The organism is Streptomyces sp. NPDC091209 (assembly GCF_044757755.1).
In the GTDB taxonomy this organism is placed as follows: Bacteria; Actinomycetota; Actinomycetes; order Streptomycetales; family Streptomycetaceae; genus Streptomyces.
On record NZ_JBIVVR010000001.1, the window covers coordinates 323,452 to 345,170 of the forward strand.

Sequence of the window (21,719 nt, forward strand, 5' to 3'; positions counted from 1 at the left end):
GTGCGTTCCGAGGAGCCGGCCGTGGAGTCCGAGTCCGCCGTCACCACCTGTTACCGCCACCCCAAGGTGGAGTCGCATGTGCGCTGCACCCGCTGCGACCGCTACATATGCCCGAGCTGCATGCGCGAGGCCGCCGTCGGCCATCAGTGCGTGGAGTGCGTGAAGGAGGGCGCGAAGTCCGTCCGGCAGGCCCGCACGGCCTTCGGCGGCCGGATCTCGACGGTGCCGGCGGTGACGTACGCCCTCATCGGTCTCAATCTGCTGGCCTACCTGGCCGAACTGCTGCGCTCCTCGGTCGTGGACCGGTTCGCGATGCTCGGCGCCGGTCTGGTGGGCACGGACGGGGGTCACTACCTCTGGGACGCCGCGTACTCCCCTGACTACCACGCAGAGGGCTTGGTCAACGGGGAGTGGTACCGGTTGCTGACCGGCGCGTTCCTGCATCTGCCACCCACCGAGGGCACCTTCGGGATCGCTCACATCGCGATGAACATGTTCGCGCTGTGGAACATCGGCCGGACCGTCGAGGCCCAGCTCGGCCGGGTCCGCTATCTGGCGCTGTATCTGCTGTCGGCGCTCGGCGGCTCGGTCCTCGTGCTGCTGCTCGCACCGCAGGAGCAGACGCTCGGCGCCTCGGGCGCGATCTTCGGCATCGGCGCCGCGTACTACGTGATGGCCCGGCGGCTCGGCGCGGACATGGGGAACGTCAACCGGTTCATGGGGGGCCTGCTGATCTGGCTGCTGATCTCTGCGGGGCTCACGTCCTGGCAGGGCCACCTGGGCGGGCTGCTGGCGGGCGGAGTCGTGACGGCGGCCTACGCGTACGCTCCCCGCGGCCGTCTGCGGGCGCCGATCCAGGCGGCCGTGTGCGTGGGGCTCCTCGCAGTACTGGTGGTCCTCACGGTGCTGAAGGTGTCGGCGCTGAGAACCGGCGCGGTGTAACTCGGCGTCGGGCGGTGGCCGGGCCTGCCGCGGCGCGGGCCGTGACCCCGGGCCGGCAGGCAAGCAACAGCCCCCTACCCCCGTGTCAGGGCCCAGCAACGCGCAGGCCCCGCCCGAACGCCGGACCGGCCTCGGCCCGGGTGGCTCACGGGTGGCGTATTCGCGCGGCGCACGCGTGCCGTGCCCGAGGGGCACAGGCGTGCTGCATCCGTGCGGCACCAGGGCTCCCTCAGCCGTACGCCATCCACGCGTACCCTGTGCCTCTTGACTTCCTCCCCCGTCCAAGAACGGGGGGTTCCAGCGGTCGCCCGCTGGCGTTCCTGCTTCGTCGACGAATGCCCCGTCCGGGAGGACTCCCGTTGAGGTCTTACACCGTCTCCACAGGCAGACACGGCCAGCCCGGCCGCGAGAACGTTCTTCGCCGCATTCCCGTCGCGGTCATGCACCATGCCACAGTCACAGGTCAACTCACGGACGTTCAACGGCAGCTTCGCCCGGATCGTGCCGCAGGCCCCGCACAGTTTGCTGGAGGGGAACCATCGGTCGACCACGACGAGGTCGCGCCCGTACCAGGCGCACCTGTACTCCAGCATCTCCCGCAGCTCACGCCAGGCCGCGTCCGAAATGGCCCGGGCGAGCCCGCGGTTCTTGACCATATTGCGGACGGTCAGGTCCTCGATCACGACCGTTTGGTTCTCACGGACGAGTCGAGACGCGAGCTTGTGCAGGTGGTCGCGGCGCCGGTCGGCGATCCGGGCGTGGACCTCGGCCACCTTGCGGCGCGCCTCGGCCCGGTTCGCGGAGCCCTTCTCCTTGCGGGACAGCTCCCGTTGCGCCTTGGCGAGGCGGGTGCGGTCACGGCGTTCGTGCCGGGGGTTGGTGATCTTCTCCCCGGTGGACAGGGTCACCAGGGAGGTGACCCCCGCGTCGATCCCGACCGCGTGCGTGGTGGCCGGTGCCGGGGAGAGTGTGTCGTCGCACAGCAGCGACACGAACCAGCGCCCGGCCGCGTCCTGGGACACGGTCACCGTGGACGGCTGCGCACCGTCGGGAAGCGGCCGGGACCACATGATGTCCAGCGGCTCGCTCATCTTGGCGAGCGTCAGCCTGCCGTCGCGGTAGCGGAACGCCGAGCTGGTGTACTCCGCCGACCGGCGGGACTTCTTCCGCGACTTGAAGCGGGGGTACTGCGCCTGTCCCTCGAAGAAGCCGGTGAATGCTCCTTGCAGGTGCCGCAGACACTGCTGCAGGGGCACCGAGGACACCTCGGAGAGGTAGGCGAGCTCCTCGGTCTTCTTCCACGCGGTGAGCATCGTCGAGGTCGCGTTGTCGTTGACCCTCTCCCGCCGCTGATACCACGCGACGGTACGGGCTTCGAGAGCCAGGTTGTAGACCTTGCGTACACATCCGAAAGTACGCGACAGCTCTGCCGCCTGCGCATCCGTCGGATAGAAGCGGAACTTGAACGCCCGCTTCACGTGCACGGCCATAGCTCACAAACTACGACAACAGATTGTGACTGCCCGCGGACTTTCGGTGGTGAGCGGCGATCCGCCCCGGCGGGAAATCGCCTTCCCCGCCCTGCTCCACAGGAGCTTCATTTCTCCCCCGCAAGCGGGAGGTACCCCCACCCCGGCCTGAAGGCCGGGGTATCCACGAAGGACACCTGATGAAACGTGCGGGTTGCCTGCTGTTCGCCGTCGTCCCCGTACTGGTCACGTCGGCGGTCTACTTCGCCACGCCCGACCGCACGGCCACGGCCGATGCCAAGGGCCCGGCCTCCGTTTCGCAGCAGTCCCGTGAGAAGGCCAAGGCCGAGCGGGCGGCCGACAACGAGGTCGTGCACGACGTGCCGGCGGGCCTCGCCGCTCCGGACAAGAAGGAGCTGGCCCAGGAGATCGTGGCGAGCGCCGAGAACTCCACGCTCAAGTGGCACGAGGCGTACGGCTACATCGAGGACATCGGTGACGGCCAGGGCTACACGGCGGGCATCATCGGCTTCTGCACCGGCACCCACGACCTGCTCACCCTCGTCGAGCGCTACACCAAGGAGCACCCGGACAACGGGCTCGCCCGCTATCTCCCGGCGCTGCGCAAGGTCGACGGCACCGACTCCCACGAGGGCCTGGACCCGGGCTTTCCCGCGGCCTGGCGCCACGAGGCCGGCCTCGCCGCGTTCCGCGCGGCCCAGGACCACGAACGCGACAGCGTCTACTTCGACCCCGCCGTCCGGCTCGCCAAGCTCGACGGGCTCGGCACGCTCGGCCAGTTCATCTACTACGACGCCATGGTGATGCACGGTCCCGGCACCAGCGCCGACGGCTTCTACGGGCTGCGCGAGCGCGCCCTGCGCGAGGCGAACCTGCCGTCCGACGGCGGTGACGAGAAGGCGTACCTCGACATCTTCCTGGACATCCGCCGTGAGGCCATGAAGTCCAAGAACCCGAAGCGCGACACCACCCGCATCGACACGGCCCAGCGCCAGTTCCTCTACGACGGGAACCTCGACCTGCACACACCGCTGCGGTGGAAGGTGTACGGCGAGACGTACCGCGTGCCGTGAGCGGGAGAAACACCGGGGCATGCGGCGGCGCCTGCCAGGTCGTCCGGTCGGGGACAGTGAGGCAGGCGCCGTCTCGTGTTCCGCACGCCTTTGTGCGGGACGCTTGTGAGTGACCGTCAGGTCACGCGTTCAGGGGTCAGACCATCAGCGAGCGGTCCGTCGGACGGATCGGGGCCGGCAGGTCGCTCGCTCCGGTGAGGAAGCGGTCGACACCACGGGCGGCCGAGCGGCCCTCCGCGATGGCCCAGACGATGAGGGACTGGCCGCGGCCCGCGTCACCGGCGACGTACACACCGGGAACGTTGGTCGCGAAGCCGGCGTCGCGGGCGATGTTGCCGCGCTCGTCGAGCTCCAGGCCGAACTGGGAGACCACGCCGTTCTCGACGTCCGTGCCGGTGAAGCCCATCGCCAGCGTCACCAGCTGGGCGGGGATCTTGCGCTCCGTGCCCGGCTTCTGGTTCAGCTTGCCGCCGGTGAACTCTACCTCGACCAGGTGCAGCCACTGGACGTTGCCGTCCTCGTCGCCCTCGAAGTGGGTGGTGTTGACGGAGTAGACCCGCTCACCGCCCTCCTCGTGCGCGGAGGTGACCTTGTAGAGCATCGGGAACGTCGGCCAGGGCTGGCCCGGGTTCCGCTCCTCGCCCGGCCGCGGCATGATCTCCAGCTGGGTGACCGAGGCCGCGCCCTGGCGGTGGGCGGTGCCCACGCAGTCCGCGCCCGTGTCGCCGCCGCCGATGACCACGACGTGCTTGCCCTCGGCGGTGATCGGGGGCGCCACGAAGTCGCCCTCCTGCACCTTGTTGGCCAGCGGCAGGTACTCCATGGCCTGGTGGATGCCGGTCAGCTCCCGCCCGGGGACGGGCAGGTCACGGGCGGTCGTCGCGCCGGCGGCGATGACCACGGCGTCGTACCGCTTGCGCAGGTCCGTCGCCTTGAGGTCGCGGCCGATCTCGATGCCCGTGCGGAAGCGGGTGCCCTCCGCGCGCATCTGCTCGATGCGGCGGTTGATGTGCCGCTTCTCCATCTTGAACTCGGGGATGCCGTAGCGCAGCAGGCCGCCGACGCGGTCGGCGCGCTCGTACACCGCGACCGTGTGACCGGCACGGGTGAGCTGCTGTGCGGCGGCGAGACCGGCGGGACCGGAACCGATGACCGCGACGGTCTTGCCCGACAGGCGCTCGGGGATCTGCGGGGCGACGTCGCCCGTGTCCCACGCCTTGTCGATGATCGAGACCTCGACGTTCTTGATGGTCACGGCGGGCTGGTTGATGCCGAGCACACACGCCGACTCGCACGGGGCGGGGCACAGCCGGCCCGTGAACTCCGGGAAGTTGTTCGTGGCGTGCAGGCGCTCGGAGGCGGCCTGCCAGTCCTCGCGGTACGCGTAGTCGTTCCACTCGGGGATCAGGTTGCCCAGCGGACAGCCGTTGTGGCAGAACGGGATGCCGCAGTCCATGCAGCGCGAGGCCTGCTGGGAGATGATCGGGAGCAGCGAGCCCGGAACGTAGACCTCGTTCCAGTCCTTGAGCCGCTCCTCGACCGGCCGGGACCTGGCGACCTCACGGCCGTGGTTCAGAAAGCCCTTGGGATCAGCCATTGGTCGCCGCCTCCATCATCTTCTCGGTGATCTCGGACTCGTCGAGTCCGGCTCGCTCGGCGGCGTCCTTGGCGGCGAGCACTGCCTTGTAGGTGCTGGGAATGATCTTGCTGAAGCGGGCCACGGCCGCGGGCCACTCGGCGAGCAGCTTCTCGGCGACCGTCGAGGCGGTCTCCTCGGCGTGCCGGCGCACGACGTCGTGCAGCCACTGCTTGTCGGTGTCGTCGAGTTCCTCGACGGCGTCCGCGTTACCGACGTTCACGTTGTCGCGGTCGAGGTCGATCACGTAGGCGACACCGCCGGACATGCCGGCCGCGAAGTTGCGGCCCGTCTCGCCGAGGACGACCGCGCGACCGCCGGTCATGTACTCGCAGCCGTGGTCGCCCACGCCCTCGGAGACCACCGTCGCGCCGGAGTTGCGGACGCAGAAGCGCTCGCCGGTGCGGCCGCGCAGGAAGAGCTCGCCGCCCGTGGCGCCGTACGCGATGGTGTTGCCCGCGATGGTCGAGTACTCGGCGAGGTGGTCGGCGCCCCGGTCGGGACGGACGATCACCCGGCCGCCGGAGAGGCCCTTGCCGACGTAGTCGTTGGCGTCGCCCTCCAGGCGCAGCGTGATGCCGCGGGGCAGGAAGGCGCCGAAGGACTGGCCGGCGGAGCCCGTGAAGGTGATGTCGATGGTGTCGTCGGGCAGGCCCGCGCCGCCGAACTTCTTCGTCACCTCGTGGCCGAGCATGGTGCCGACCGTGCGGTTGATGTTGCGGATCGCCACCTGGGCGCGGACCGGCTGGGCGTCGGTCGCGGAGTCCGCGGCCAGCGCGTCGGCGGCGAGCTTGATCAGCTCGTTGTCGAGCGCCTTCTCCAGGCCGTGGTCCTGCTCGATGACCTGGTGCAGCGACGCGCCCTCGGGCAGTTCGGGCACGTAGAAGAGCGGGGACAGGTCAAGGCCCTGCGCCTTCCAGTGCGTGATGGCGCGCTCCACGTCGAGGTTCTCGGCGTGACCGACGGCCTCTTCGATGGTGCGGAAGCCCAGTTCGGCGAGGATCTCGCGGACCTCTTCGGCGATGAACTTGAAGAAGTTCACGATGTACTCGGCCTTGCCGGCGAACCGCTCGCGCAGCACCGGGTTCTGGGTGGCGATGCCGACCGGGCAGGTGTCGAGGTGGCAGACGCGCATCATGACGCAGCCGGAGACGACGAGCGGAGCGGTCGCGAAACCGAACTCCTCGGCGCCGAGCAGCGCGGCGATGACGACGTCGCGGCCGGTCTTGAGCTGACCGTCGGTCTGGACGACGATGCGGTCGCGCAGGCCGTTGAGCAGCAGGGTCTGCTGGGTCTCGGCGAGACCGAGCTCCCAGGGGCCGCCCGCGTGCTTGAGGGAGGTGAGCGGGGAGGCGCCCGTGCCGCCGTCGTGGCCGGAGATCAGGACGACGTCCGCGTGGGCCTTGGAGACACCGGCGGCGACCGTGCCGACGCCGACCTCGGAGACCAGCTTCACGTGGATGCGGGCCTTCGGGTTGGCGTTCTTGAGGTCGTGGATCAGCTGAGCCAGGTCCTCGATGGAGTAGATGTCGTGGTGCGGCGGCGGGGAGATGAGACCGACACCCGGGGTGGAGTGACGGGTCTTGGCCACCCACGGGTAGACCTTGTGGCCGGGCAGCTGGCCGCCCTCGCCGGGCTTGGCGCCCTGCGCCATCTTGATCTGGATGTCGTCGGCGTTGACGAGGTACTCGGACGTGACGCCGAAACGGCCGGAGGCGACCTGCTTGATCGACGAGCGGCGGGCCGGGTCGTACAGCCGGTCCGCGTCCTCGCCGCCCTCACCGGTGTTGGACTTGCCGCCCAACTGGTTCATGGCGATGGCGAGGGTCTCGTGCGCCTCCTTGGAGATGGAGCCGTACGACATGGCGCCGGTCGAGAAGCGCTTGACGATCTCGGAGACCGGCTCGACCTCGTCGAGGGAGATCGGGGTGCGGTCCGAGGTGAAGCCGAACAGGCCGCGCAGCGTCATCAGGCGCTCGGACTGCTCGTTCACGCGGCCGGTGTACTTCTTGAAGATCTCGTAGCTGCCGGAGCGCGTCGAGTGCTGGAGGCGGAAGACCGTCTCCGGGTCGAACAGGTGGGGCTCGCCCTCGCGGCGCCACTGGTACTCGCCGCCTATGTCCAGGGCGCGGTGCGCGGGCGCGATGCCGGAGGCCGGGTAGGCCTTGGCGTGCCGGGCGGCGACCTCCTTGGCGACGACGTCGAGGCCGGCGCCGCCGATCTTGCTGGCCGTGCCGTTGAAGTACTTCTCGACGAAGGCCTTCTCCAGGCCGACGGCCTCGAAGACCTGGGCGCCGCGGTAGGAGGCGACGGTCGAGATACCCATCTTGGACATGACCTTCAGGACGCCCTTGCCGAGCGCGTAGATCAGGTTGCGGATGGCCTGCTCGGGCTCGATGCCCTGGAGGAAGGTGCCGGCGCGGACCAGGTCCTCGACGGACTCCATCGCGAGGTACGGGTTGACGGCCGCGGCGCCGAAGCCGATGAGCAGGGCGACGTGGTGGACCTCGCGGACGTCTCCGGCCTCGACCAGCAGACCCACCTGGGTGCGCTGCTTGGTGCGGATGAGGTGGTGGTGGACGGCCGCGGTGAGCAGCAGCGAGGGGATCGGCGCGTGCTCGGCGTCGGAGTGGCGGTCCGACAGGACGATCAGCCGGGCGCCGTTCTCGATGGCGGCGTCGGCCTCGGTGCAGATCTCCTCGATGCGGGCGGCGAGGGAGTCGCCGCCGCCGGAGACCCGGTACAGGCCGGACAGCGTCGCGGCCTTCATGCCGGGCATGTCGCCGTCGGCGTTGATGTGGATGAGCTTGGCCAGCTCGTCGTTGTCGATCACCGGGAAGGGCAGGGTGACGCTGCGACAGGAGACGGCCGTCGGCTCCAGCAGGTTGCTCGCCGGGCCGAGGGAGGAGCGCAGGGAGGTGACCAGTTCCTCGCGGATCGCGTCCAGCGGCGGGTTGGTGACCTGGGCGAAGAGCTGGGTGAAGTAGTCGAACAGCAGACGCGGGCGCTGCGAGAGCGCGGCGATCGGCGAGTCGGTGCCCATCGAACCGATCGGCTCGGCGGCGGCCTTGGCCATCGGCGCGACGATGATCCGCAGCTCTTCCTCGGTGTAACCGAAGGTCTGCTGGCGGCGGGTGACCGAGGCGTGGGTGTGCACGATGTGCTCGCGCTCGGGCAGGTCGGAGAGCTCGATCTCGCCGGCTTCCAGCCACTCCGCGTAGGGCTTCTCGGCGGCGAGGCCGGCCTTGATCTCGTCGTCCTCGATGATGCGGTGCTCGACGGTGTCGACGAGGAACATCTTGCCGGGCTGGAGGCGGCCCTTGCGGACGACCTTTGCGGGGTCGATGTCGAGGACGCCGACCTCGGAGCCGAGGACGACGAGGCCCTCGTCGGTGACCCAGTAGCGGCCGGGGCGCAGACCGTTGCGGTCGAGGACCGCGCCGACCTGGGTGCCGTCGGTGAAGGTGACGCAGGCCGGGCCGTCCCAGGGCTCCATCATCGTGGCGTGGAACTGGTAGAAGGCGCGCCGGGCCGGGTCCATGGAGGCGTGGTTCTCCCACGCCTCCGGGATCATCATCAGCACGGAGTGCGGGAGCGAGCGGCCGCCGAGGTGCAGGAGTTCGAGCACCTCGTCGAAGGAGGCCGAGTCGGAGGCGTCCGGGGTGCAGACGGGGAAGATCCGCTGCAGCTTGTCGTTGTCGCCGAACAGGTCGGAGGCGAGCTGGGACTCGCGGGCGACCATCCAGTTGCGGTTGCCCTTGACCGTGTTGATCTCGCCGTTGTGCGCGACGAAGCGGTACGGGTGGGCGAGCGGCCAGCTCGGGAAGGTGTTGGTGGAGAACCGGGAGTGCACGAGCGCGATCGCGGAGGCGAAGCGGCGGTCGGACAGGTCCGGGAAGAAGGGTTCGAGCTGGCCGGTGGTCAGCATGCCCTTGTAGACGATGGTCCGCGCGGACAGCGAGGGGAAGTAGACGCCGGCCTCGCGCTCGGCGCGCTTGCGCAGCACGAACGCGGTGCGGTCGAGGTCGATGCCCTGGCTGGCGCCGTCGCTCACGAAGATCTGGCGGAAGGCCGGCATCGTCGAGCGGGCGGTGGCGCCGAGGAGCTCGGGGGCGACCGGGACCTCGCGCCAGCCGAGGACGGTGAGGCCCTCTTCGGCGGCGATCGTCTCGATGCGTGAGACGGCGTCGGCCGTGCCGTCCTCGGGGAGGAAGGCGATGCCCACCGCGTACGCGCCGGCTGCGGGAAGTTCGAATCCGGCCACCTCGCGGAAGAAGGCGTCCGGGACCTGGGACAGGATGCCCGCGCCGTCGCCCGAGTCGGGCTCGGAGCCGGTGGCACCGCGGTGTTCCAGGTTGCGCAGAACGGTGAGCGCCTGCTCGACCAGCGCGTGGCTCGCCTCGCCGGTGAGGGTGGCCACGAAGCCGACGCCACAGGCGTCGTGCTCGTTGCGGGGGTCGTACATACCCTGCGCAGCAGGGCGAGCATCCATGAAGGACCACTTCTGGTCGTTCGTGGAGTGCTGGGACGGCTGGCGCGGCGTACGCATCGGCTCTCCCGTCGTCGTCGGGGCGGGGGGTCCCTCCCAGGCCCTTGCGGCTCAGGGGGGAGACAGCTGCCGAGGGACGACGTTGGCCCTCTGTTGGTGCAAAATTTCGTGCAGGTTACATGATGGAGCGATTCTCGGGAACCGGATACCGCGTTCCAACATGCGGACACCACGGGGTCGCGGCGGGGTACCGCGCTCGGCGGTGGAAGGTACGGGAACCCAAGTGGGACCTAAGCGGGGCCTAAGCGGACAGATCAATGACCGTCGGCCCGGTTCGCGGCGGAGATCGTGATCCGCCGCGAGAAAAGCGGAGCAGGCGTCATTGCCTGCGGCGCTTACGGCTCATGCCCAGTGGTTAAGGAATCGAAACCGCCGGGTAACGACTACTTATGCAGTCCCTTGCATAGGTGATCGAGGGTTCATCCTACGGCCGCACCGAACAGACTGCCCAGGGCGTACGTCACACCCGCCGCGGCACCACCGAGAGCGAGCTGCCGCAGCCCGCTGAACCACCAGGACCGCGCGGTCACCCTGGCCACGACGGCACCGCACGCGAAGAGCCCGAGCGTCGCGAGCAGCAGCGCCGGCCACAGTACGGTCGCGCCCAGCAGATACGGCAGTACGGGGAGCAGCGCGCCGAGCGCGAACGAGCCGAAGCTGGACACGGCGGCGACGGCCGGGGAGGGCAGGTCGCCGGGGTCTATGCCGAGTTCCTCGCGCGCGTGGATCTCCAGGGCCTGCTCGGGATCGCGGGAGAGCTGCCGGGCGACCTCCCGGGCCAGCTCGGGCTCGACGCCGCGGGACTCGTAGAGGGCGGCCAGTTCGCGCTCCTCGTCCTTGGGGTGCTTGCGCAGCTCGCGGCGCTCGACAGCGAGTTCCGCCTCGACGAGCTCGCGCTGCGAGGCGACGGAGGTGTACTCGCCGGCGGCCATCGAGAAGGCACCGGCCGCGAGGCCCGCGAGTCCGGTGATGACGATCGTCTGCTGGGAGACGGATCCTCCGGCGACGCCGGTCATCAGGGCGAGGTTGGAGACCAGGCCGTCCATCGCGCCGAACACGGCCGGGCGCAGCCATCCGCCGTTGACATCACGGTGGGTGTGGTTGTCGCGGTGCGCCGCGTGCAGCGTCGCCTCGGTCTCGATGATGGCCATGCGGGTCCCCCGGAGTGCGTGATTGGACTGTTTCCACTTTTCGACAACTACGAAAGTACGCCTCCACATTCCCCGCCGCCAGCAAGGAAAGGCTGGGCTAACCTGCGGTTTTGTCGTTCGACGCTCATCCGTGGCATGTCATGCACATATGTCGACCGGGTGACAGTGGGGCCCGTAAGGCTCTTGTCAACCGCCAAGGTGGGACAGATCCGCAAAGGGTTCCGCGCGCCGCATTCCGCGCACCCGCGGTGGCCCTGAGAGGAGAGGCACGTATGGCTTCCATCGCCTGCATTCCCTCGGCACCGGCGCCCGGGAACGCCGCCGGTCTCCGCGACCGGGCCCGCGGCGCACTGCTCGGGCTCGCCGTCGGGGACGCGCTGGGCGCACCCGCCGAGAACATGAAGCCGTCGGAGATCCGCGCCAGGTGGGGCCGGATCACCGGGTACGTCGCCGAGCATCCGGCCGGGACCGACGACACCGAGTACGCGATCTTCTCGGGGCTGCTGCTGGCCCGGCACGGCTCGGCGCTGACCGTCGCCCATGTCGAATCGGCCTGGCACCAGTGGATCGCGGACCGTGACGAGGGGCCGTTCCGCGGGGCCGGATTCAGTGAGCGAGGAACACTGGAGAACCTCCGCAGGGGGCTCGCGGCTCCCATCTCCGCCCAGCACCGGCACGCCTGGAGCGACGGTCTCGCCATGCGCGCGGCGCCCTTCGGCGTCTTCGCCGCCGGCCGGCCCGCCGAGGCGGCCCGGCTGGTGGCGATCGACGGCTCGGTGAGCCACGAGGGCGAGGGCATCTACGGCGGCCAGGCGGTCGCGGCGGGGGTCGCCGCCGCGATGGCGGGCGCCCCCACCATCGCGGTCGTGGCCTCCGCCCTGGCCGTCGTCCCGGACGACTCGTGGACGGCCCGCTCGCTGCGCCGCGCGGTCGCGGTGGCCCACCGCGGCGAACGGGCGGTGCGGTCCGCGGTGGTGATCGGCGGCTACCCGTGGACCGACCTGGCGCCCGAGGCCGTGGCCCTCGCCTTCGGGGCGTACGCGGCGGCGGACGGGGAGTTCGCCGAGTCGGTGCTCACCGCGGTGAACATGGGGCGCGACGCCGATACGACGGCCGCGGTGGCCGGAGCGCTGGCGGGCGCGACGCGGGGCATGTCCTCGATCCCCGCCGAGTGGGCGGCGGCCATCGGACCGGCCCGCGGCAGCTGCCTCCCCTCGATGGAGGGCCACCACATCCTTGACGTCGCGGAACTCCTGACCCCGGAGAACGGGGAGAAGTGGGGCGCCGGGGAGCGCGTACCGCCCGCCCCCGAGCCGCACGCGGCTCCGCCCCCGGACGCGTACGCGTTCGAGGCGCCGTCCGATGACGCCGGGGCACGCCGGTGAGCCCCGGCCTGGCCGGCGACGAGCCCGGCGAACGAACCGGCGAGGGCGCCGCCTCGGCGACACCCCCCGAACCGCCGCCGCCCACCCCGGCGGAGACGGACGAACCGCCCCGGGGCGCCCACGCACCCCGCACCCCGCCACCCGTACATGCCGCAGTCACGGGGCATCCGGGGACGGCGGCACCCGCGGCAGCGGCGGAACCGGCGGCGCCCGCCGAGAAGCCCGACCCGGTGGCACTCCCGGCAGGGGCCGAGCCGGGAGCGTTCACCGCGGAGGCCGGGTCGGTGCACCACGCCGCGCGAGCGGAGCGGGTAGAGCTCGCCGCGGGCACGCGGCGGACGACGCTCTCCGGACGCGGAGGCCCGGTGGCGGCCGCCGAACGGGCCGAGCCGGCGGGACTCACCGCGGAGGCGGAACGGCCGTCGCCCGCCGCGGGCGCCCGACAGGCCGCGCCCGCCGGAGGGACACAGCCCACGGCACGCGCCGCCGCGACGGCCCCTGCACCGCTCGCCGAGGGAGCCGGGCCTGTGGCACTCACCGAGGGCCCGCGGCCGGTGGCCCTCGCCGGACGCGTGGACCCGGTGACGGTCGGCCGGGCCGCCGAGCCGGTTCGGCTCGCCGCGGGGGCCGGACCCACGGCGGGCGGGCGGGCGGCCCGGGAGCGGGGGGTCTCCCGGGCTGAGGCGCCCGTGGCGGCGGGCCCCCGTCGCATCGAGGGGCTGCTGCTCGGACTGGCCGCGGGGGATGCCGCGGGGTGGCCCGCCGCCCGGCACCGGGCCGCGCGGATGCCCGAGTGGACCCGGCGGCTGACCCGCGAGCTCGACACCTTCGCGGAGCAGAACGCCACGACGACGCTGCCCGTGCCGATCGCGCTGAACCAGCCGCCGGAGCCACTGCGGCTCGGCCCCTCGGACGACGCCGAGTGGGCGGCGTTCGCCGCGGAGGCCGTACTGCGGGCCGGGGAGACCAAGGCGCTCGGCGATCTGAGCCTGGACCGCAGGATGCGCGCGTCCATCGACCTGTCCTGGAACGCCGTGGCCAGCGAGGTCGCCGCCGCGGCGGACCGCGCCCCCGAGGTCGAGTCCGCCCTGCTCCCGCTGCGCGCCCGGATCTCCGTACGCGCCGGACTCGGCAACCTCGCCACCGGCCTGCGCCCGCCCGCCACCGGCCACGACAACCCGCACTACTTCGACGACGCGGCCTGCGTACGGGCCTGCGTCCTCGCCGCGGCACACCCGGGAGACCCCCGACTCGCCGCGGAACTGGCCGAGTTCGACGCCCGCTACACCCAGGACGGCGACGGGGTGCACGGCGCCCGCGCGATGGCCGCGGCGGTGGCGCTGGCCCTCGCCGGGCACGGCGTCGACACCTGCGTGGCGGCGGCCCTCGCCGAACTGCCCGCCACGACGGAGATCGGCCGCAACGCCCGGCACGCCCTCGCGCTGGCCCGGGGCAGCGAGAGCGCCTTCGCCCTGGTGCCGCTGCTGGAACACCAGATCGTCGACCACGTGTACAGCTACGGCATCGCGGCCGCCGAGACCGTCCCCGTCGCCCTCGCCCTGGCGCTGGCCGCGCGCGGCCGGATCGCCGAGGCCGTACCGTCCGCCGCCTGCCTGTCCCGCGTCGCCGACTCGGCCCCCGCCCTGGCCGGGGCGCTCACCGGGGCGCTCGGCGGCGCCGCCGCGATCCCCGCCTCGTGGCGCGACGCCTGCCGCACCCTGTCCGGCTGCGCGCTGCCCCGGCTGACCGGGACGGATCTCATCGGGCTCGCCGAACTCCTGGAGGCCACAGGACTCGCCGACCCGCTCGATTCCCCGGAACTGGCCGCCCCGGAGGGATGATTCGGGCATGACGCCCAAAGGAGAAGGAACGGGAACCCTCGACGAACGGATCAGCGGAGCCCTCGTCGGAGCCGCCGTCGGTGACGCCCTCGGCGGTCCCGTCGAGGGGTACTCCCCCGAGCAGATCGCCGAACGCCACGGCGGCCGCGTGCACGGCGTCGTCGGCCCCTGGAACGGCGCCGACTGGCCCACCGCCCGCCCCGTCGCCCCGTACCACAAGGGCGACGGACACGTCACCGACGACACCCTGATGACCCACGCCCTGGTCCGGGTGTACGCCACCGTCCGCGACCACCTCGACGCCTACGCCGTCGCCGAGCACCTGGTCCCCGACCTGATGACCACCCCCCGCTGGATCCCGGAACTGGAGGCCGAGGCCCTCCCCCTCCAGCGCATCTTCCTCGCCGAGAAGTGGCTGGTCGCCCGCCTCCACTACGGCCATGTGGACCCCCGGGAGGCCGGGACCGGCAACATCGTCAACTGCGGTGCCGCGATGTACATGGCCCCGGTCGGCCTGGTCAACGCGGCGAACCCGGCGGGCGCGTACGCCGAGGCGCTGGACATCGCGGGCGCCCACCAGTCCTCGTACGGGCGCGAGGCCGCGGGCGTCTTCGCGGCGGCGGTGGCGGCGGCCTGCTCACCCGGAGCGACCCCCGACTCGGTGGTCGCCGCGTGTCTGTCGCTGGCCGAGGACGGCACCCGCGCCGCCGTCGAGGCGGTCTGCGAAGTCGCCGCGCGGCACACGGACTTCGAGTCGGCGCTCGTCCCGCTGCGCCGGGCGGTGGCCCCGTACGACACGGTCGGAGCCGACTACCGCTCCCCCTCGCTCGGCGCCCGCCGTCCCTCCCGGCTCCACTCCATCGAGGAACTCCCCGTGGCGCTCGGTATGTTGCTGGTGGCGGGCGGCGACTTCCGGCACGCGGTCCTCGGCTCGGTCAACTACGGCCGCGACTGCGACTCCATCGCCACCATGGCGGGCGCCATCGCCGGCGCGCTGGGCGGCGAGGTCCCCCACGACTGGGCCAAGACGGTGGCCGAGTCCAGCCGCCTCGACCTGGACGCCCCGGCGCGTACGCTCGCCGAGGTGACCCGGGAGATCTTCGGCCGTGACGTCCACCGCCGCCGGGCCCACGAGGCGGCGTACGCCGCGCTGGCGGGAACACCGTGCTCCGACTGACCTGGGTCCAGCCCGAGGACCTCCTCGGCCACGAACTCCACCAGGCCGTCCAGGACGGCCGCGAGCCGGCCCGCGTCGCCGCCCGCTGGCACGCGGCGGGCGGCCGGCCCGCCCCGCTGCGCGCGGGCGCCTCGGCGACCCCGGCCTCACCGTCCCTGCGCCGCCTCGCGACCGAACTCCTCGACGAACTCGCCGCCCTGCCGGGCAGGCTGGCGGACGACGAACCCACGGATCTGGCACTGATCAAGGCCCAGTGCCCCGCCTGGCCGCCCCCGCGGTACGCGCCCGTGCCCGCTCCCGACCGGACCCGTCTGGAAGCGGCCTGGCTCGGCCGGGCCGTGGGCTGTCTGCTGGGCAAACCCGTGGAGAAGCTCCCCCTCGACGCGATCCGGGCACTGGCCAGAGCCTCCGGCAACTGGCCCCTGCGCGGCTGGTTCACCGAGCGGGGCGTACCCCGCGAACTCCTGGACGCCCACCCCTGGAACCGGCGCTCCGCCACCACCTCCCTGGCCGAGAACATCGACGGCATGCCGGAGGACGACGACCTCAACTACCCGCTCCTGAACCTGCTGTTGCTCCAGCGCCACGGCCGGGACTTCACCACCGCGGACGTGGCCCGCCTCTGGCTGGACGAACTCCCCGCCGGCCGCACCTTCACCGCGGAGCGCGTCGCCTACCGCAACCTCCTCAGCGGCATCGAACCGCCGGACACCGCACGCCGGCACAACCCGTTCCGCGAGTGGATCGGCGCCCTGATCCGCGCGGACGTGCACGGCTGGACCAACCCGGGCGACCCGGCGCGGGCGGCGGAACAGGCGTACCGCGACGCCGTCCTCACCCACACGGCCAACGGCGTCTACGCGGCCATGTTCACGGCCGCCGCCATCGCCGAGGCGGCCACCGCGACACGTGACGTCCACGACTGCCTGCGCGCCGGACTGCGCGTCGTACCGCCCGGCTCCCGGCTGGCCCGAGCGGTCCGCCACGCCGTCCGGCTCGCCCGTACGACACCGGACTTCGACACGGTCGTCGACGAACTGCACGCCACCCACCGCGGCTGTCACTGGGTCCACGCCGTGCCCAACACCGCGCTGATCGCCGCCGCCCTCACCCACGCCGACGGCGACTTCGGCGGCTCCGTCTGCCGGGCGGTGTCCGGCGGTCTGGACACCGACTCGAACGGGGCGACGGCCGGAAGCATCGCCGGTCTGCTCACGGGCGACCCCGGCAAACTGTCCGACCGCTGGACGGCCCCTCTCAAGAACCGGCTCGCCACCTCCGTCGCCGACTTCAACGGCATCGGGTTCGACGCCCTCGCCCACCTCACACAACGGGAGACCGTTCGCCCATGACGCATATCGTCGTGCTCGGCAGCACGAACATGGACCTCGTCGCGTATGTCGCCAAAGCCCCGCAGCGCGGAGAGACCGTGACCGGACGGGAGTTCCGCACGGTCCCCGGCGGCAAGGGCGCGAACCAGGCGGTGGCCGCCGCGCACGCGGGCGCCGACGTCTCCCTCGTCGGCGCGGTCGGCGCCGACTCCTTCGGCAGCCAACTCCGTTCCACGCTGGAGCACTTCGGCGTGAACACCGACCATCTGCGCACCACCGAGGGCCCGTCGGGCACCGCGCACATCGTGGTGGACGACGAGGGCGGCAACGCGATCGTCGTCATCCCCGCCGCCAACGGCACCGTCATCGCCCTCGCCCCCGGCGACGAGGGCCTCATCGCCAGCGCCGACGCGCTTCTCCTCCAGCTCGAAATCCCGCTGGAGGCCGTGCTCGCCGGAGCGGAGGCCGCCCGCCGGCACGGCGTCCGGACGATCCTGACCCCGGCCCCCGCGCAGTTCCTGTCGCCCCAACTGCTCTCCACCATCGACCTGTTGGTGCCCAACCAGCACGAGGCCGCCGCACTCACCGGTTTCACCGACCCGCGCGGAGCCGCCGCCGCGCTCCTCGAACAGGTCCCCGAGGTCGTCGTGACGCTGGGCGCCGAGGGCAGCCTGTACGCGGCCCGGGGCGCCGAACCCATCACGGTGCCCGCTCCCAAAGTGACCGCCGTCGACTCCACCGGCGCGGGCGACACGTTCGTCGGCACCCTCGCGGTGGCCCTCGCCGAGGGCCGGGAGATGTCGGAGGCCATGGTGTGGGCGTCGGCGGCGGCCTCGATGTCGGTGCAGCGGCCCGGGGCGTCGTCCTCGATGCCGTACCGCTCCGAGATCGACACCCAGGCCGGCGCATGACCGGCCACACCGAGGACGGCCCCCTGCACGGCCTGCGCGTCCTCGACCTCGCGACCCTGTTCGCGGGGCCGCTCGCCGCCACCATGCTCGGCGACTTCGGCGCGGAGGTCGTCAAGGTCGAGCACCCCGCCCAGCCGGACCCGTCCCGGGGACACGGCCCCTCGAAGGACGGTATCGGCCTGTGGTGGAAGCTCCTCGGCCGCAACAAGCGCACGATCACGCTCGACCTGTCGAAGCGCGGCGGCCGCGCGACCCTGCTCCGGCTCGCCGCCGGCGCCGACGTGATCATCGAGAACTTCCGTCCGGGCACCCTGGAGAAGTGGGACCTGGGCTGGGAGGAACTGTCCGCGGCCAACCCCCGTCTGGTGCTCGCCCGGGTCACCGCCTTCGGCCAGTTCGGCCCGTACGCGCACCGCCCCGGCTTCGGCACCCTCGCGGAGGCGATGAGCGGTTTCGCGGCGATCACCGGCGAACCGGACGCACCGCCGGTCCTCCCGCCGTTCGGCCTGGCCGACTCGATCGCCGGACTGGCGACGGCGTACGCCGTGCTGACCGCGCTGACCGCGCGCGACCGCACCGGCGAGGGCCAGGTGATCGACATGGCGATCATCGAGCCGATCCTGACCGTCCTCGGCCCGCAGCCGATCTGGTACGACCAGTTGGGCCATGTCCAGCCCCGCACCGGCAACCGCTCGGCGAACAACGCCCCCCGCAACACCTACCGCACGGCGGACGGTTCCTGGGTCGCGGTCTCGACCTCCGCGCAGTCGATCGCCGAGCGGGTGATGCGGCTGGTGGACCGCCCGGACGTGATCGACGAGCCGTGGTTCGCGACCGGCGCGGACCGGGCACTGCACGCCGACGTCCTGGACGGTGCGGTGGGCGCGTGGATCGCCGACCGCACCCGGGACGAGGTCCTCGCCGCCTTCGAGAAGGCGGAGGCGGCGATCGCCCCCGTCCAGGACGTCCGGGACGTCATGACCGACCCGCAGTACCAGGCCCTGGACACCGTCACCACCGTCGACGACCCCGAACTGGGCCCGCTGCGCATGCAGAACGTCCTCTTCCGGCTCTCCGCCACGCCCGGCGCGATCCACTGGGCGGGTCGGCCGCACGGCGCGGACACCGACGCGGTGCTCACCGAGCTCGGCCTGACGGGACCCGAGATCGAGGCGCTGAGAGCGGAGGGCGCGCTGTGACCGCGGACCTCCTGCCCCTCACCTGGCTGTACGCGCCGGGTGACCGTCCCGAGGTGGTGGCCAAGGCCCTGCGCTCCGGTGCGGACGTCGTCCTCGTCGACCTGGAGGACGCGGTCGCACCGCACCGCAAGGAGTACGCGCGCTCCGCCACCGCCGACCTGCTCGCCGAAGCGCCGCCCGTCCCGGTCCACGTCCGGGTCAACGCTCTCGACGGCCCCTTCGCCGACACCGATCTGAAGACGCTCTCGCCGCTGCGCGGCCTGTCCGGTCTGCGGCTGCCCAAGGTGACCTCGCGCTCAGACGTCGTACGGGTGGCGGAGAGCGCGACCCCCGCGGAGGGCGACGCGATCCCGCTCTACGCCCTGCTGGAGACGGCTCTGGGCGTGGAGCAGGCCTTCTCCATCGCCTCGTCCCATCGTGCTCTGCGCGGTATCGCGCTCGGCGAGAGTGATCTACGGGCCGATCTCGGCGTCCGCGACGAAGCGGGCCTCGACTGGTCCCGGGCCCGCCTGATCGTGGCCGCCCGAGCGGCCGGACTGCCCCCGCCGGTCCAGTCGGTCTTTCCCGACATCCGCGATGTGGAGGGCCTGGCCTCGTCCTGCGCGCACGGCCGCGCCCTCGGCTTCCTCGGGCGCGCGGCCATCCACCCCCGCCAGCTCCCGATCATCGAGCGGGCCTACCTCCCCACCCCGGCCGAGGTCGACTCCGCCGAGGCCGTCATCCGGGCGGCCGCCTCCGACCCGGGCGCCCAGGCCCTGCCGGACGGCCGCTTCGTCGACGCGGCGGTGGTCACGGGCGCCCGCCGCACCCTCGCCCTCGCCCAGCGCCTGGCCTGAGACGGGGCGACCTGAGGGACGGTCTCCTCCGGAAACGGCCCGGGACGGCACACGGCCGGGACAAAACGAAGGGGGCGCCGCGTCCTGGACGCGGCGCCCCCCTCTGCGTACGAGAAGTACTCAGCCCTTCTTGGCCGACCCGGCCTCGTCCCGCGACACGGACTCCGCGTCGGGCTCGGCGTCGTCCTCCGACTCCGATCCCGTACCGGACGCGGATCCGGCGGACTCCGGGGACTCGGCGGACTGGGCGGACTCGGCGACGGCCGGCTTGTCGAGGTCGACGGAGTCGTCCTCGGTCCCGGCGTCGGCAGCCTCCCCGCCCTCGCTCCTGTCCCCGCCGTTGTCCTGGTCGCCGGCCTTGTCCTCGGCCGCGTCCTCGTCCTCGGTGGCTGCGGTCGCCTCGTCCTCGGCCGGCGAGTCCTCGTCGGCGTGCGGCTCCACGATCTCCTCACGCCCCGGACGCAGCCGGGCCGAGAGCACGAAATAGAGCACCGCGAGGAGGAAGACCACCAGCGCGGTCCAGTCGTTGAGACGCAGGCCCAGGATGTGGTGGGCGTCGTCGACACGCATGTACTCGATCCAGCCCCGGCCGACGCAGTAGGCGGCGACGTACAGGGCGAAGGCACGCCCGTGACCGAGCTTGAAGCGGCGGTCGGCCCAGATGACCAGGAATCCGACGCCGACGCACCACAGGGATTCGTACAGGAACGTCGGGTGGTAGTAACCGGGAACGCGCCCGTCCGTGGAGGACGTGATGTGCAGCGCCCACGGAAGGTCCGTGGCCCTGCCGTACAGCTCCTGGTTGAACCAGTTGCCCCAGCGCCCGATCGCCTGCGCGAAGGCGATGCCCGGCGCGAGGGCGTCGGCCCAGGCGGGCAGCGGGATACCCCGGCGGCGGCACCCGATCCAGGCGCCCAGCCCACCGAGGGCGATGGCGCCCCAGATGCCGAGCCCGCCCTGCCAGACCTTGAAGGCGTCCACCCAGTCACGGCCCTCGCTGAAATACAGCTCGTAGTCCGTGATCACGTGGTAGAGCCGGCCGCCGACGAGGCCGAAGGGCACGGCCCAGACCGCGATGTCGGCCACCGTGCCGGTCCGCCCTCCTCGGGCGATCCAGCGCTTGTTGCCGAGCCAGACGGCTACGAAGACGCCGATGATGATGCAGAACGCGTAGCCGCGCAGCGGAATGGGGCCGAGGTGCAGCACACCGTGCGACGGGCTGGGAATGTAGGCAAGTTCCATGGCAAGGTCGACGCTACCGTGCCGGACGCCACCGACGGCGGGCAGCCCCGCAACGGGTCCATAACGTGCGGCGCCCCCGGCCTGCGAACAGGCGGGGGGCGCCGGGGTGTGCGGACGGCTCAGCCCTTGTTGGCCGCCTCCACCATCTGCTTGAGCTTGGCCGGGGTCATCGTCTGGTCCGCGTAGATGTTCTTGCCGCCCAGGAGCACGGTCGGGGTGCCCGTGAAGCCGTTGTTCTGGAACGCGGTGTTCGACTTGTGCACCCATGAGTCGTGGGTGCCGCCGTTGACACAGCCGCGGAAGGCCGGGGTGTCCAGACCGTCGACCTTGCCGGCGAGCTCGATGAGCTTGGCGTTGTCGGCGAAGGCGTCGTCGGTCTCCTTGGGCTGGTTCTCGTACAGCACGTCGTGGTAGTCGCGGAACTTCCCGGCGTCCTGCGCGCACGCGGCGGCGTTGGCGGCCTTGAGGGAGCCGCTGCCGCCCAGGTTCCCGTCGATCAGCGTGACGAGGTGGTACTCGACCCTCATCTGCCCGGAGTCGGTCAGCTCGTGGATCGTCGGGCGGTAGGCCGTCTCGAAGGCCTGGCAGGCCGGGCAGCGGAAGTCCTCCCACACCGTGAGGGTCGACTTGGCGCTGTCCTTGCCGACGGGGATCGCGAGACTGTCCTTGCCGGTGGCGCCCGAGGGCGACACGACCGGGCCCGAGGCGCCGCTCTTCTTGTCCTTGCCTGCGTTGGCGGCCACCACGCCGATCACGGCGGCCAGACCGAGGACGCAGACCACCGACGCCCCCACGATCAGCGCGCGCCGGCGCTTCTCCCCGGCCTTCTGCTTCTCTCGCTCGACCGCCAGCCGCTCGCGGGCGTTGCGCTTTCCGTCACGGTTCTTCTCGCTCACATCCGGCAGAACGAACCGGGGAGGCGCAGCGCGCCTCCCCGGTCCAAGGTCCACTCGTTC

At 72.0% G+C, this 21,719-nt stretch carries 14 protein-coding genes and 1 pseudogene; 9 read left to right on the forward strand and 6 right to left on the reverse strand.

Features of this window, described 5'->3' with window-relative positions; genetic code table 11:
* The first annotated feature begins 21 nt into the window (after positions 1-21).
* Positions 22-942 carry a rhomboid family intramembrane serine protease gene (locus ACIQRL_RS01470; RefSeq protein WP_401325507.1) on the forward strand — a complete coding sequence of 307 codons (921 nt, stop codon included), beginning with the start codon at positions 22-24 and terminating at the stop codon, positions 940-942.
* A 287-nt stretch (positions 943-1,229) separates the two neighbouring features.
* On the opposite strand, the pseudogene ACIQRL_RS01475 reads toward ACIQRL_RS01470, so the two are convergent.
* Positions 1,230-2,432 (reverse strand): annotated as a pseudogene (locus ACIQRL_RS01475) (RNA-guided endonuclease InsQ/TnpB family protein); the annotation flags it as partial.
* 179 nt (positions 2,433-2,611) lie between these two features.
* Here ACIQRL_RS01475 and ACIQRL_RS01480 point away from each other — a divergent pair.
* On the forward strand, positions 2,612-3,505 hold the full coding sequence (locus tag ACIQRL_RS01480; protein WP_401325509.1) for a chitosanase: 894 nt from the start codon (positions 2,612-2,614) through the stop codon (positions 3,503-3,505).
* A 136-nt stretch (positions 3,506-3,641) separates the two neighbouring features.
* Here the strand turns inward: ACIQRL_RS01480 and ACIQRL_RS01485 are convergent, their stop codons facing one another.
* The 3 genes from ACIQRL_RS01485 to ACIQRL_RS01495 form a co-directional block, all read right to left on the reverse strand.
* Positions 3,642-5,102, reverse strand: a complete 1,461-nt coding sequence (locus ACIQRL_RS01485; RefSeq protein ID WP_401325511.1) for a glutamate synthase subunit beta — start codon at positions 5,100-5,102, stop codon at positions 3,642-3,644.
* Entirely contained in the window at positions 5,095-9,690 is a 4,596-nt protein-coding gene (gene gltB, locus ACIQRL_RS01490) for a glutamate synthase large subunit (RefSeq protein ID WP_401325513.1), read from the reverse strand. Before gltB ends, ACIQRL_RS01485 begins: the two co-directional genes overlap by 8 nt.
* Positions 9,691-10,109: 419 nt before the next feature.
* The gene (locus ACIQRL_RS01495; protein ID WP_401325516.1) at positions 10,110-10,841 is read right to left on the reverse strand and encodes a VIT1/CCC1 transporter family protein; all 732 of its coding nucleotides are present in this window, start codon (positions 10,839-10,841) and stop codon (positions 10,110-10,112) included.
* A gap of 272 nt (positions 10,842-11,113) precedes the next feature.
* Between ACIQRL_RS01495 and ACIQRL_RS01500 the strand changes: the two genes are divergently transcribed.
* From ACIQRL_RS01500 to ACIQRL_RS01530, 7 genes are all read left to right on the forward strand, one after another.
* Positions 11,114-12,226 (forward strand): ADP-ribosylglycohydrolase family protein, encoded by a 1,113-nt coding sequence (locus ACIQRL_RS01500; RefSeq protein WP_401325519.1) that lies wholly within the window; start codon positions 11,114-11,116, stop codon positions 12,224-12,226.
* Between the two features lie 581 nt (positions 12,227-12,807).
* The gene (locus tag ACIQRL_RS01505; protein ID WP_401327995.1) at positions 12,808-14,067 is read left to right on the forward strand and encodes an ADP-ribosylglycohydrolase family protein; all 1,260 of its coding nucleotides are present in this window, start codon (positions 12,808-12,810) and stop codon (positions 14,065-14,067) included.
* Between the two features lie 7 nt (positions 14,068-14,074).
* Positions 14,075-15,244 carry an ADP-ribosylglycohydrolase family protein gene (locus ACIQRL_RS01510; protein ID WP_401325521.1) on the forward strand — a complete coding sequence of 390 codons (1,170 nt, stop codon included), beginning with the start codon at positions 14,075-14,077 and terminating at the stop codon, positions 15,242-15,244.
* A complete protein-coding gene (locus ACIQRL_RS01515) occupies positions 15,232-16,596 on the forward strand; it encodes an ADP-ribosylglycohydrolase family protein (RefSeq protein WP_401325522.1) in 1,365 nt (454 codons plus the stop codon). Before ACIQRL_RS01510 ends, ACIQRL_RS01515 begins: the two co-directional genes overlap by 13 nt.
* Positions 16,593-17,486, forward strand: a complete 894-nt coding sequence (gene rbsK / locus ACIQRL_RS01520) for a ribokinase (protein ID WP_401325528.1) — start codon at positions 16,593-16,595, stop codon at positions 17,484-17,486. Before ACIQRL_RS01515 ends, rbsK begins: the two co-directional genes overlap by 4 nt.
* Positions 17,483-18,685, forward strand: coding sequence for a CaiB/BaiF CoA transferase family protein (locus ACIQRL_RS01525; RefSeq protein WP_401325531.1), 1,203 nt, complete (start codon positions 17,483-17,485; stop codon positions 18,683-18,685). The genes rbsK and ACIQRL_RS01525 overlap by 4 nt, the downstream gene beginning before the upstream one ends.
* Entirely contained in the window at positions 18,682-19,521 is an 840-nt protein-coding gene (locus ACIQRL_RS01530; RefSeq protein WP_401325533.1) for an HpcH/HpaI aldolase/citrate lyase family protein, read from the forward strand. The genes ACIQRL_RS01525 and ACIQRL_RS01530 overlap by 4 nt, the downstream gene beginning before the upstream one ends.
* 120 nt (positions 19,522-19,641) lie before the next feature.
* Here ACIQRL_RS01530 and lgt read toward each other — a convergent pair whose 3' ends face one another.
* On the reverse strand, positions 19,642-20,763 hold the full coding sequence (lgt, locus tag ACIQRL_RS01535) for a prolipoprotein diacylglyceryl transferase (RefSeq protein WP_401325536.1): 1,122 nt from the start codon (positions 20,761-20,763) through the stop codon (positions 19,642-19,644).
* Positions 20,764-20,882: 119 nt separating this feature from the next.
* A complete protein-coding gene (locus tag ACIQRL_RS01540) occupies positions 20,883-21,659 on the reverse strand; it encodes a DsbA family protein (protein WP_401325538.1) in 777 nt (258 codons plus the stop codon).
* Between the last annotated feature and the right edge of the window lie 60 nt (positions 21,660-21,719).